Here is a 12,318-nt window from a genome sequence, read left to right on the forward strand (position 1 = left end):
CCAGCGGCGTGGGCCCGCCCTCAGGCGGGCCCACGCGAGATGCGGGCGGCAGTACGAAGAGCTGCCGCCCGCGCCCGTCGGCCGGCCCACCGCGGGCCACGCCGGTCCGCCCGGCGGCGGTGCTCAGACCCGGGTGACCCGTACGGCGTCCGCGACCACGTAGCCGGTGCCCGAGGTCCACCGGCTCACACCGACCTTGTTGCCGTCGCCCTTGACGAGGGTGAAGGTGCCCAGGGAGCGCCACTTCCCGCCGTTGCTCCGCTGGTCGACGTGTACGGTCTTGTTGCCCGTCGAGGTGGCCACGATGTACGGGGTGGCGGCGCTGTTGCCGGTCGACGCCGGGTACCAGACGTCGACCCGGTAGGTGCCGGTCTCGGGGATGTTCACCTTGTACCAGGCGACGTCGCTGGCGGCGACCGGGGCCGCCCGGCGGTAGTTGGTGCCGTACCGGCCGGCGAGGCTGGACGCGACGGTCCAGTTGGTGCTGGCGGTGAAGCGGCCGGCCGTGGTGTTGTCCACCACCGCACTCCACGGGCTGAAGTACGTCGACCAGAGGTTGTGCGTCGGCCAGCTGGTCACCTGACGGGAGGCGGCCCACAGCGCGCTGTCGATGTCGCCGTAGCTGAGGCCGGAGGGGTCGTCGCGCTGGTTGAACAGCGCCGCCCAGCTCATGCCCTGGTAGCTCTTGACCAGCAGGGTGTAGGTGCCGGCCAGGCTGCCGGTGTGCCAGACGTTGTACTTGGTCCCGCCGCTGGTGGCGAAGGGGCGCACGGCCCAGCCGAGGCCGTAGTACCAGCCGTTGCCGTTCACGCCGGTCGACGGCACCGCGGTGACCTTCGCCAGCGAGGCACCGTCGAGCACGCCACCGGCGCCGTCGAGCATGGTGGCCCAGCGGACCATGTCGACCGCCGAGGCGACCCACCCGCCGTTGGCGTCGCGCAGGCTCATGCTGAAGGTGCCGTACGGGGCCGGCACGATGGCACCCGAGTCGTCCAGGACGGTGCGCCCGGTGTACTGCGACCGGTAGCCGACCTCGCCGGTGAGCCGCGTCAGGGCCTTCCCGTGCGCCATCCGGGTGATGCCCAGCGGCGCGAGGAGCTTCTGCTTGACGTACGCCTCGTAGGACATGCCGGTGACCTTCTCGACGACCCGGCCGGCGAGGAAGTAGCCGTAGTTGCTGTACGCCACCGTGCTGCCGGGATCGTGTTGCAGCGGCTGGCCGGACATGTAGCGCAGGACGTCCTCCTTGCGCAGCTCCAGCGGCACGCCCAGCGCCTGCGCGATGACGTGGTCGCGGCCGTGCAGGGGGTCGAAGGCGAGGTCCCGGTCCCAGCCGCCGAGGTGCTGCAGCAGCCGCCGCAGGGTCACCTGCGGCAGCCTCGGGTCGACGGACTGGCCGGTCGGCGGGATGAAGTCCAGCACCGAGGTCACCGGATCGTCGAGGCCGATCAGGCCGTCCTGCACCAGCCGGAGCACCGCCGCCGCGGTGAGCGACTTGCTGAGGCTCGCGATGCGGAACAGCGACGTCGGCTGGATCGTCTCCGCCGAGTTGTTGCCGTAGCCCCGGGCCAGCACGAGCCGCCCGTTGTACGCCACCGCGAGCTGCCCGGCGCTGACCCCGCGCGCCTGCATGAACGACTTCATGGTGTCGTCGAAGCTGCTCAGCGCCGCCACCGCGGTGCCGGTGGCGACCCATCCGTCCGCCGCGTACGCCGGCGCGGCGAGCAGTGTGCCGGCACCGGCACCGGCGGCACCAGCGGCGCCGGCCGCGCCGACGAGCTTTCCGAACGTTCTCCTGCTGACTGTCCGCAACGAAGTCTCCCCGTCCAATTGATCTAGCCGGGGAAACTCTACTGAAGTATTCGAGATTGGACGGTCCCGGTGGCGACCACCGGGGGATGTGCGACGACCCGCCGCGGGAGGGAGGCGGCGTGCGTGCCCGCCCGGCCCGGCGGACGGTGCCGTTCAGGGACGGCCCGTCCGCGGGGGGCTGTCACGTCATCCCTGGACCGACCGCCAGTGTGCGAGGTCAGTGTGTTGGCCTGCGGCCCCATCATCAACATGCCGCCGTCGACCGGCCAGGACGCGCCGGTGACGTACGCGGCGGCGGGCGAGGCGAGCAGCGCCACCACGGCGGCCACCTCCCGCGCGTCGCCCGGCCGCCCGACGGCACCCCGCGCCGCTCCTGGGTGAACGGATCGATGTCCTCTTGGCCGGACAGGGCAGGCGCACGGCTCGGCAGCCGGGCTCGCAGAGCGGGCAAGGAGCGGGAAGAACAACTCCATGGCGTCGTCCTTCGGCTGGGGAACTACGGGCGACCAATACCGATCCAGCGACCAACCCAGTCACCGATTCCGCAAAGTAGATCCGGACAACCCGACCCCCAGCCGTCCGGACCTATCCTACGAGCGCCTGGTGAGTCGCCTTCTCATCCGCAACCATGAGGCGGACCGAGACAGCATCGTCACTGACCGTCAAGGCCATCGGCGAGACAACATCTGCCTGCGGGTGCTTCGCCTGGATCCTGCGCACAACCGCGTCGCCATCCACCACCGTCCTGATAGCCCCATAAGGGTCCGGTGTGGGCGCGCTGTCGGCCTACTGATACCGCCAAACCGCAGCACACGCTTCCATCCAGGTCGCGAGGTCGGGCACACCATCGATCGTGAGCAGTGAGTACGGTGGGAAGCCCACCACTGGTGTGACACCGGCGAAATCATGGTCCGGCGCGAATAGCAGTAGGTGGCCGTCGTTGCGATGCGCCAGCGTCAGATTTCCGTTGGCCTCTACCGCAACTGCGTAGTACTCATCTGGGTCGATAGGCAACTCCAGGCCGGTATCTTCCCAGAGCCACGCATAGTCGTTGAGTGCGTCCGCGATCCGTACGTGCGCTGCCCCGACCGTGAGCACCTCGTCCTGATTGGTCCACCAGGTGGTCGGCTCGCTAAACCGTTCGACGATCCCACCGCAGGCCTTCCAGAAGCTCATGTGGGTCCGCGCGACGTAATCGCCCTCCTGCTCTCGGGGTGGCTGGCAGAGCCATCCCCGCCGATGGCCGGATGATCCCCATGCCAGCAACTCGAAGTCGGTGCCTCCGACGGACACAGGCGTGACCGTGGCCGAGGCGAGCAACGCGGACAGCTCAGGCAGACCATCGATCGAGCCGCGGGCCCAGGGTCGGGCCTCGCCCACCGCGGCGCTTTCTCCAGGGCGGAGGAACCATGACACCTCGTCAAGGAACTGCTCCCAGTCGCTCACGGCCCCGATGATCGCACGGGCTCCTTCGTCAACCGGACACGAGCCGAGTCCGGCTCATCGGGTGTATCGGCGCCGACCTCCTGCCACCAGATGCGGCACACCCGGCATCGAGGACATGTCCTGCAGCACAGCTTCGGCCGTCCGTCTTGCCTCCTGCTCCGTGATCACCGGTACGTCATGCGTCAAGAGACCCCGACCGGGCGACCAGTGCCCTGCGAAGATCAAGACGGCTATCGGCTAGCGTCGTTGACTGAGGTTGACCTGCTCGCCATGTCGCCCCCTCGACCCGGGCCTTCTCCGTCGGCGGGCTTGGCTGTACGGATCGCTGTCCAGCTACCCTCTGATCCGTAGCCTGGCCGGACTGACCGGCTCGGTGCAGGAGTGTCGGCAACTGCTGATCGCGGCGATCTACACGTCCGCTGCGCGTCGGTTCGTCCAGCGCCGTTGCTGTCATCGGTTGCTGTCATCGCCGCTGTGATTGCCGTCAGCTCGGCAAGCAGCTCTGGCATCATGCGACGAATGAGCGGGAGGCCGCCGCATGGTCACTGCTGAAGGTCCAAGCCGTCGAGCTGATCGAGTACGACTTTCCGGACTGGGTGCGGGTACGCCTGGTCGATGCTGGCGGCCAACCGAGGGTCTTCGAAGGCAAGATTGCGATCTTCTTCCACGGAGACGAACCCACGCCAGCCACGACGTTCCCGGCACCGGCTCACATCCGCTGCCAGTTGCTTCAGGTTGAGATGGGCAGGGACGGCCGAGAGACACTCCTCGTCCCACCGCCGTCGACCACCTGGAGGACCAGGACAGCCTGGACGAGTTCCGTGTACACCGCGACCAGGTCGAGCTGTCCGCCTCGTCTTCTCCGGGACCCTGACTGTCAGCTCGGAAACTGTCGAGCTTCGGCAGGGCACCGGCTTGGCGGCTTGGTCTCGGCAGTCTCTCGTGGGCTCGGCTGACTCCGTCGTCCTCGCCCAATGGCACGCTAATTGCACGCCGGGTGCTCGCCGGGATGGCCAGCCGGAGTCAGTCGCCGGCCCCTGCCTTGCAAAGATCAAGACTCCTGTCGACCGGCGATCACTGCGGCTGGCCCGCTCACCTCGTCGCCTTGCGTCGGCCCGAGCCCAGCGCCGTCGACCGGCTTGACTGTACGGATGGCTGTACCGGCTGCAGGGCCAGCAGCGCCTGTTAGCCGTCGTAGTCCTCAAACTCCCAAAGACCAACACCGCCGACCTTCTCGCAGCGAGCTCGGTCCGGCTGGCCGCTTCGACGTTCCCGATCACTGGCGCAAGGCTGCCTCGACGGGCGCCGGCGAGAACTCTGCCACGAACAGCGTGCCGCCCCACCAGGAAGGGCTGCCGGACCAGTAGGTCGGCCAGGGCGGCAGGGGTGCATACAGTCACCTGGTACTGCTCCTCACCTGGTTCGCCTACGACGCCGACGTACACCTCGACCCGTTGCGAGGCGTCCTGAGGATCGAAGAGGGCAAGCTACCGCCGGCCCACCGGCGACAAGTGGATTATGAGATCAAGATGCGCGACTCAGCGACCTCGGCGTATGGCGTTCTAGCAGCGGAAACACCTCTCGACATCTCTCACCACTCCCCCACTGTCCGTCGACCTCTTGCGGACTAGATGCGGACCGCCCACCGGAGCGGTCCGGCTTACCCCATTAGGTCCAGGACCCCTAGGACGATCGACAAGGCGATCCCGACCAGCGCGATGCCGGCGACGGCGCGCATGACGGCACGGGCCACCCGACTGCCTCCGGTGCCCTCAGCAAGGCGGCCCATCATCTCCGTGCGCGAATCGATGGAGTACGGGTTGGTACTCGTATCCACGTAGCTGCGTCTCAACCAGTCGCGGTCGGGGTTTGGGTCCTGGATCGTGCCCATGCACCGAGTGTGCGGCCTTGGCGCAATAAGCAGGGAAGGCTGCGGACGGAGCAGGATCTCCTCGTCGGGCAGTCGTAGCCCGTCCAGCCTCCCCCGGACGGGGCCAAGGTGGAGCGCCCTATCGGACGAACGACCTTGTCCCCGTCCGGGGAGGCTGGTAGCCCTTGTGGTGCCCGGCGAGGTGATCCGCACGCGGCATCTCTGAGGAGGGCCGGGGTTCGGGGCAGTGCCCCGAGGTCTTCAAGGTCTTGGTAGTCCCAAGCGTGGCCGGCCGGCCCGGCGGTGCCGGCCGGAGGTCGCCAGCAGGCCGGGGCCGAGCCGGCGCGGCCCGCTTTGCGGGCCGCCCTGATCCTTCACGAGGCCAATTCGACAGTGCGATCCTTCGATCGCCTGTCCTTCGATCGTCTTATGCCGTCCCGGTAGATGCTTGGCATCGGCGTTTAGTCGCTGCTGGCCGAGGTTCGACCTCTCACCTTTGATCTTGGAATCCGGCCGACCGCGTGGAAGACTCCTGGCGTGTCGTCCAGGGTTCCGCGAACCGTCAAGGCGCTCGACACCACCGAGCTCATCCGGCTCGACGCCGAGGCGATTGAGTACGGGTTCAACCGCAATCACGGCCACGGCTGGCTCGCCGAGCATCTTGCTCCGCAAGCAGTGCACTATCTACGCCCCGTGATGGTGCACCGAGCCGGCCGACGGCCCGAGTTCTCTCCGCACTGGCGGTGCATGCTGCTGCTGACGATGCGCGATGGCCAGGAAGTCTTCTCGTTGCTAGATATCTGGCCCCCTTCGTTTGACCAACTGCCCGAGGCCTTGGACCTGACTACAAAGCAGGCGATCGTTCAGCGGCTCGAATGCGGAGGGCTGCCTACGCAGGCACAATGGGCAGACCTCAATAAGTAGCGTGAGCGGTCACACCTATATGGTCGAGCCTTGCTTCGGTGCAACGCGCTGGCCTCTCGATACGGACCTCGTGAAAGTCGATTCCGACTCGTTCTGCCCAGGCCTGCGCACGCCGCGAGTCAGTGATCAGTTCCGCTCCGGGATAGAGCGGTTGCCACCTCACGGCCCACACGTAGCCGTCGAGATCCGGCCCGATCTCCGGGTCCGTCAGCCGTTCGTCCAACGACTCGCGCCAGGTCTCTGGGCTCAAGGCAGTGCGCACCTCGGCCTCGACGCAGAACTTGAAGAGGTATCGGAGGTGCGTCGGCCGAATACCGGTGCTTGGGGAGGCGGTCAGGTAGACGATGACCTCGTAGTCGCGCATGTAGTCGGTGAAGGCGTGGTACAGCACGGCCTGGTCGAAGACGTCGTCCAGGGCTCGGCGCAACTGGGTGATCTCCACGCCGCCTGTTCTATCAACCTGCCTGGCAGGGCCGCTGGCCGACGGACGTCACGCGGTTTAGGAAGTGAGGACACGGGCGGAACTGGCTCGGCAAAGACCTGGCTTGACCTGCGTTGCCGTGCCGGCCGCGAAGTCCAGGAACTGACCGCCGTTGACCCCGCGGCTCCCCTCACAACGGGCACGCAACGGGCACGCCACAGCCACGCAGCACCCGGCCGTGCAAGATCAAGACCGCTGACGGCCAGCGTCGGCCATCGGCGCTGAACCGCTTGACTTGGCGGCTACGGTCGCTTGCTACCTGTGCCTGTCTCCTGGCTGGGCTGGGCTGTCCGGATGGCTGTACAGCCACGTGCCGCAGCGCCTGCATGATGATCGGATGGCGAACTGCCGTACGGTGATCGCAATCAACAAGCACGGGCTGGCGCTGGGCGTTGACACAGAAAGCCCTGGATAGTGTCGACGAATGACGGCCGCTGCTGGACACCAGCGGAGAATCCGGTCTCGCTACCCCGATAGGTGCCGGCTCCTCGACTCCCAGCCGGGGTCACGGGTGGCGACAGACCATCCGCGTAGCGACGCGAAGCGCCCCGCAGGACGGGTGGCGTGGATACTCGACGCACCGGGAGGAAGGTTCGTCCGCCCAGGCGCTCCGGTCTACAAGACGACGGCGGAGGCCGATTCAAACGAAGCGGCGACGGAGCCGGTAGTGGGTATCGACGCGCTGCTCTCACGGGAACGGACACCGCGGGACTACCTGGACCTGGTTGCGGACCCGCGAATCGATCAGGACGGGCTGGACAGCCTTGCCCGTAGTCTGCGCGCAAGCCCACGCCGACCAGCATCAAAGTGCACGACCTGCGGCACGCCTTGGCCACACTCCTGGGCCAGGGCGAGGAGCGGCGGACGGCGATGGAGCTGCTTGGGCACTCCACGATCCGAGTAACAGCCGAGACCTGAGGCCACGTCCTACCGGCGCGGGCTCGTCAGGCCGCCTCAGCCATTGATCGGATGCTGTGCGAGGGGGACGGCATGACCGCCTGGCTGTCGGACCGAGGTCGGCCGAGGAAGGTGCTGGTGGACCGGATGGCAGAACCCAACCGCATTCCAGTAGTTCAGGCGCCGGCCGTGTCAATTTCGGCCGTTTGTCGACGGGCATCAGCAGGCAGCTGAAGGCCGCTACGGGTGTGATCCGGAGCCGGGCTGGATCAGGCCGGTTTCGTAGGCGAGGATGACCAGCTGGACCCGGTCACGGACACCGAGCTTGGTGATGGCCCGGGCGATGTGCGTCTTGGCGGTCAGCGGGCTGATGAACAACCGCTGAGCGATCTCCTCGTTGGACAGGCCCGTGGCCAGCAGCCGCGCCACTTCCCGCTCGCGTTCGGTGAGTGGCTCCAGCCGATGGCCGCTGCTGCCGGTCAGGACGGGACGATGGGCGAACTGCTCGATCACGCGCCGGGTGACGCTCGGCGACAGAAGGGCATCGCCGGCCGCGACCGCAGTGATCGCTTGCCGTAGCTCGACAGGCTCGACTTCTTTGGTGAGAAAGCCGCTGGCACCCGCTTGGAGAGCGGCGAAGATGTGTTCATCGGATTCGAACGTGGTCAGGATGATGACTCTTGTGCAGGTCAGGGCGGGATCGGACGTGATCAGCTCAGTGGCTTCGAGCCCGTCCAGCACCGGCATGCGGATGTCCATCAGGATGACATCTGGCCGCAGCGCCTTCGCTGCGCGCACAGCCTCTTCACCGGTGGTGGCTTCGCCGACGACCTCGATGTCACGGGCCCGCCGCAGCAGGCTGCGAAACCCGGCCCGCACCAGCGCCTGGTCGTCGGCGAGGAGCACCTTGATCGTCATGGCCGTGAGTCTGGCACAGGGATCTTGGCCCGCACGGTGTATCCACCGTGCGGACCGGCCTGCCCGGCAGCGAACGTGCCGCCGAGGGTGGTAACCCGCTCGCGCATGCCGCGCAGGCCCGCACCGGCCACAGAGTCACCCGTCGGCCCGGTGCCGTTGTCGCTGATCTCGGCGGTCACCCATCCGTCGGAGCAGCTCAGGCTTACCGTTGCGGCACTGGCGCCGGCATGCCGGATGGCGTTGGTCAGTGACTCCTGCACGACCCGGTATACGGCCCGTGCCACCGGAGCGGGCACGGTGTTCACGTCGCCTTCGGCGCGGTAGGCGACGTGCAGGCCACCGGCGCGCACCTGGCCGATCAGCGGAGCCAGGCCCTCCAGTCCGGACGACGGAGCCAGCTCGGAACCAGCTGCGCCGTCCCGCAGCACGGCGATCAACGCACGCAGGTCGGACATCGCCTCGCTGCGCACCTGCTGGGCCGCTTGCAAGGCGGTTCGCACCTCGCCTGGGGAGTCATCGACGGCTTCCATAGCCACCCGCAACTGCAGCCCCACAACGGTCAGGGTGTGCGCCACCACATCGTGCAACTCGCGCGCGATCTGCAACCGCTCCTCGGCGGTCCGTTGCAGCGCCAGGGCCCGAGTGCTTTCGGCGAGCTGAGCCCGCCACCGGCGCTGGTTACGGTAGGCGACACCTGCGCTCACTATCGCTATCAGGGACAGCAGCTCCGCACCGAGGGCGCCCAGCACCGCCTGCGGATCCCGGCCCTGCACCGTGATCTCCCAGTTCGCCGCGATCGCCAGCACGGTCAGGCCCACACCGGCCGCCCAGCCGACCCCCGCTTGGCCCGTGCGGCCCGGCCGGTCCGCCGCGGCGGCCGCGAAGTAGGCCACCGCGGCCGGCCAGATCCACCCGGTATGGGTCAGTCCCGACGTGCGCATCGCGACGATCAGCGCGGCGCTGACGATCAGCAACCCCACCGGCCGGCACCGGCGCAGCAGCACCGCCAAGCCCAGGGCCACGGCCAGCGGCACCGTGGCGGAATACCCCACCGGTTCCCCGGCCAGCGCTGTCCCGGCCAGCAATGCTACGACGGTCACCGCCGCCAGGACCAAGTCGGTGATCCGTTCCATGCGCATGGTGTGATCATTCCGCTGCCGAGGCGCGGGCCGGTGCCCGGGTGGCCGCCGTTGCCGCCAGCGCGATCCAGGCCAGATTCGCCCCGAGCAGCAGCCGCTCCACCAGCCCAAGGAGGGTGGGGACGCCGCCGATACCCAGCGAGGGCCCATCCATGACATCGGCCATGAAGACCGCCAGCGCCACCGTCCCCAGCACCGATCCCGCCGCTGCGGCGATGAGCCACCGGCGCCCACGGCCCACGTGGGCAGTCAGCGGCTTGGTGAGCAGCACCGCCGCCACCGGAAAGGCGGCAAAGGCCAGCCATGCTGCCAGCCCGTGAACCATCTCCGAGGTAGACGGCCGGCTCCACCGGCCCGGCGGATCGGCGGGGAAGACAGCCGCGACGGTCAACCCAGCGGTCCAGAGCGCCAGCGCCCCCTTGCCCACCCGCCGCCCCGGCAGCCGCCGCAACAGCGAGTGCAGCAACAACGAGGAAAGCCCCATGCCCAGAATCGCGGCGGGGATGAGCCAGCCAGCAGTGCCGTTGACATAACGGCTGACCGTCTCGCTGAACGGATGATATTGGGGGTTGAGAACATCCGCAGCGCCGATGATGAGAAGGACCGCGCCGGCCGTGCCGGCCGTGATTCGCTGAACAAGTGTGTTCGCCATGCCCAAAAGCTATGTGGCGAAACACGTCCGGTCGTCGTCCAAACCGAGCGATCCTGAACTGCGCCATTCGAGTACGGCATACACCAGAAGAAGTAGGCAGGAGCTCGGCCACACTCAGCTGAGCCCGACCCGGATTCTCGAACACCGGTCCCAAGGTGACCCACGGCAATCCGCAACACCAGCCAGGTGCCCGCCCCGTTCATCCAGCTGCTCACAGCCCTGGCCCGTCCCGAACCGGCCGCACGTCAGGGGCCCCAGTGGGCATCGCGGCCCGTCCGTCGGCGGGCACGATGACGGTTCAACACTCGGCTGGTGGCGGGCAACGATTGGCGGCGTTGGCGTCGCCGGTGGTCGGTCGGCCTGACCGATGCCGGCCGGAGGTCGCCAGCAGGCCGGGGTCGGGCCGGCGCGGCCCGTTTGATCAGATAGAGCGCGTTTCGGCAATGTCACGGCGGTGAGCTGCTGTCGGTTGTCGGTGCACGGGAGATGCTTGGCGCTCGCATCCCGCCAGATGCCTCACATGATCGATTGGCGCGAAACTGCATCTGGCACGCCGCCCGCGCTGCTAGGGTGCTGCTGCTGTGGTCCCGTGCGACACCTTGACTTGACGCTCCCGCAGTGGCCTCAGCTCGGTCGCTCCACGTCCGTTGTCCCACCCGCTGAACCGTTCTCTGCCTGCGCCTTCATGAGCATGCCGTAGTAGGGCACGACCACCAGTCGCAGGCACAACCACCACGCGTAGACCGCCGCAGCACTCCACGACCTGGGGTCGTTGAGCAACCCGTGCGCCGGGTCGTTACGCAGGTTGGGCCGAGCTGTTCGCACAGCAGGGCACGCAGTTCTAGGGTGAGATCAGGTCCCAGCAGCTGCAACGACTCCGGCATCTCAAGCAGGGTGTTGAGCCCCTTCTCCGTCGCGGACCCTCCCGGTAGCCCTGCTTCGTCTTCGGCTTGGGCTCGACCACCCACCGCCGGTTCACCTTCCGCAGGACCTGCACGATGGACACCGTGCCCCGCGCGACGTTGACGGCCCGGGGCGGCAGCGCCGACACCTCACCCCAGCGCAGCCCCGTCGACAGCCTGCACAGCAGCAGGTCCGCCGCCTCCGGATCGACCGCGTACGCCGCCTCGAGGAACAGCCGCGCCTCGTCCGGGCTCTCCAGGATGTCCCGCTCGGCGCGCGGCCCCTCCAGCAGCGGCAGCCCGTCCATCGGGTTCGACGTACGCACGGCCGGCCCGCCGTCCTCACCCGGCCGGCACGCCGCCTTGAAGATCGGCACCACGCTCTCGCCCCGGATGTTGGCGATCGTCTTCGCCGACAGCCCGGCGTCGCGCAGGCCCTGCTGCCACTCGCGCATCTCCCGCCGGGTGATCTCGGCGATCGGCCAGTCGCCCAGCCGCGGGTAGACGTGCTTCTCCAGGTGCTCCCGGTACTTGCGCATCGTCTCCGGGTGCGGCTTCACCAGCGTGCTCAGCCACTCCTCGGCGTACGCGCGGAACGTCAGCTTCCCCTCGGCCGGCTCCGGCGACAGGACCACACCCGCCGGGACGGGCTGGGCGAAGCCGTGCTCGGCAAGCTGCTCCGGCGTCGGCATCCGCTCGCCTGCCGCCTCGACCAGCGTCTTGAACCGCTTCGCGTCCGTCTGCTAGTCGAACGTGCGGCTGCTCCAGGAGTTCTCGCGGCGGCCGCCGTCCCGCCACTTCACCCGCCGCCGGCTGCTCTTGCCGTCCTTCGTCGTCCTCTTCTCGGCTGACGCCACCGTTCCTCCACGTGAACGTAGGCGGCCTCAACCCGGTGTCCTGCGGACTCCACCGCCGACGCACCTATATGCGCAACAGTGGGGCCGTAACCGTCGTGCTCGCCGGGCACAAGATCGCGCCGGCCGGCGCGACTCAGAGCCGGTGTTCCCAAGGCGCTCCCACGGCGGATCTTGCCCGAGCACGATCAAGGCCGCTGACCTGAATAACGACTGGTCAGCGGCCTTCTATATGTGGAGTTCTGCTGGTGTCCGAGGGGGGACTTGAACCCCCACGCCCTATACGGGCACTAGCACCTCAAGCTAGCGCGTCTGCCATTCCGCCACCCGGACCTGCATCGTCCAGCCTACCGCGCCGTACCGGGTGAACCCGTCACCCGTTCGGCCGCCCGGCGGGCCGCACGGGGAGTTACTGTACACGGC

At 68.1% G+C, this 12,318-nt stretch carries 11 protein-coding genes and 1 tRNA gene; 1 reads left to right on the forward strand and 11 read right to left on the reverse strand.

Going from position 1 to position 12,318, the window contains the following annotated elements; translation table 11 throughout:
• Positions 1-123: 123 nt before the first annotated feature.
• The 5 genes from Q3W71_RS16595 to Q3W71_RS16610 form a co-directional block, all read right to left on the reverse strand.
• Positions 124-1,812 carry a serine hydrolase gene (locus Q3W71_RS16595; RefSeq protein WP_302920237.1) on the reverse strand — a complete coding sequence of 563 codons (1,689 nt, stop codon included), beginning with the start codon at positions 1,810-1,812 and terminating at the stop codon, positions 124-126.
• Between the two features lie 38 nt (positions 1,813-1,850).
• The gene (locus Q3W71_RS16600) at positions 1,851-2,285 is read right to left on the reverse strand and encodes an SDR family oxidoreductase (protein WP_302920238.1); all 435 of its coding nucleotides are present in this window, start codon (positions 2,283-2,285) and stop codon (positions 1,851-1,853) included.
• Positions 2,286-2,598: 313 nt separating this feature from the next.
• Complete coding sequence (locus Q3W71_RS16605; protein WP_302920239.1) at positions 2,599-3,258, reverse strand: hypothetical protein; 660 nt, start codon at positions 3,256-3,258, stop codon at positions 2,599-2,601.
• A gap of 542 nt (positions 3,259-3,800) precedes the next feature.
• Complete coding sequence (locus Q3W71_RS30975; protein ID WP_368050746.1) at positions 3,801-4,703, reverse strand: hypothetical protein; 903 nt, start codon at positions 4,701-4,703, stop codon at positions 3,801-3,803.
• A gap of 215 nt (positions 4,704-4,918) precedes the next feature.
• Positions 4,919-5,149 (reverse strand): hypothetical protein, encoded by a 231-nt coding sequence (locus tag Q3W71_RS16610; RefSeq protein WP_302920241.1) that lies wholly within the window; start codon positions 5,147-5,149, stop codon positions 4,919-4,921.
• Positions 5,150-5,665: 516 nt separating this feature from the next.
• Between Q3W71_RS16610 and Q3W71_RS16615 the strand changes: the two genes are divergently transcribed.
• Positions 5,666-6,052, forward strand: coding sequence for a hypothetical protein (locus tag Q3W71_RS16615; RefSeq protein ID WP_302920242.1), 387 nt, complete (start codon positions 5,666-5,668; stop codon positions 6,050-6,052).
• Here Q3W71_RS16615 and Q3W71_RS16620 read toward each other — a convergent pair.
• The 6 genes from Q3W71_RS16620 to Q3W71_RS16645 all read right to left on the reverse strand — a co-directional run bounded on the left by Q3W71_RS16620 (position 6,042) and on the right by Q3W71_RS16645 (position 12,228).
• The gene (locus Q3W71_RS16620; protein ID WP_302920243.1) at positions 6,042-6,494 is read right to left on the reverse strand and encodes a hypothetical protein; all 453 of its coding nucleotides are present in this window, start codon (positions 6,492-6,494) and stop codon (positions 6,042-6,044) included. The genes Q3W71_RS16615 and Q3W71_RS16620 overlap by 11 nt on opposite strands.
• Before the next feature lie 1,176 nt (positions 6,495-7,670).
• Positions 7,671-8,348, reverse strand: coding sequence for a response regulator transcription factor (locus tag Q3W71_RS16625; protein ID WP_302920244.1), 678 nt, complete (start codon positions 8,346-8,348; stop codon positions 7,671-7,673).
• Positions 8,345-9,487 carry a sensor histidine kinase gene (locus Q3W71_RS16630; protein WP_302920245.1) on the reverse strand — a complete coding sequence of 381 codons (1,143 nt, stop codon included), beginning with the start codon at positions 9,485-9,487 and terminating at the stop codon, positions 8,345-8,347. Before Q3W71_RS16630 ends, Q3W71_RS16625 begins: the two co-directional genes overlap by 4 nt.
• Positions 9,488-9,494: 7 nt before the next feature.
• Positions 9,495-10,139: a DUF998 domain-containing protein gene (locus tag Q3W71_RS16635; RefSeq protein ID WP_302920246.1), complete on the reverse strand. Its 645-nt coding sequence runs from the start codon at positions 10,137-10,139 to the stop codon at positions 9,495-9,497.
• An 841-nt stretch (positions 10,140-10,980) separates the two neighbouring features.
• Positions 10,981-11,733 (reverse strand): hypothetical protein, encoded by a 753-nt coding sequence (locus tag Q3W71_RS16640; RefSeq protein ID WP_302920247.1) that lies wholly within the window; start codon positions 11,731-11,733, stop codon positions 10,981-10,983.
• A 408-nt stretch (positions 11,734-12,141) separates the two neighbouring features.
• Positions 12,142-12,228, reverse strand: a tRNA-Leu gene (locus Q3W71_RS16645).
• Between the last annotated feature and the right edge of the window lie 90 nt (positions 12,229-12,318).

It is taken from the genome of Micromonospora sp. C28SCA-DRY-2, assembly GCF_030519475.1.
Lineage (GTDB): Bacteria > Actinomycetota > Actinomycetes > Mycobacteriales > Micromonosporaceae > Micromonospora.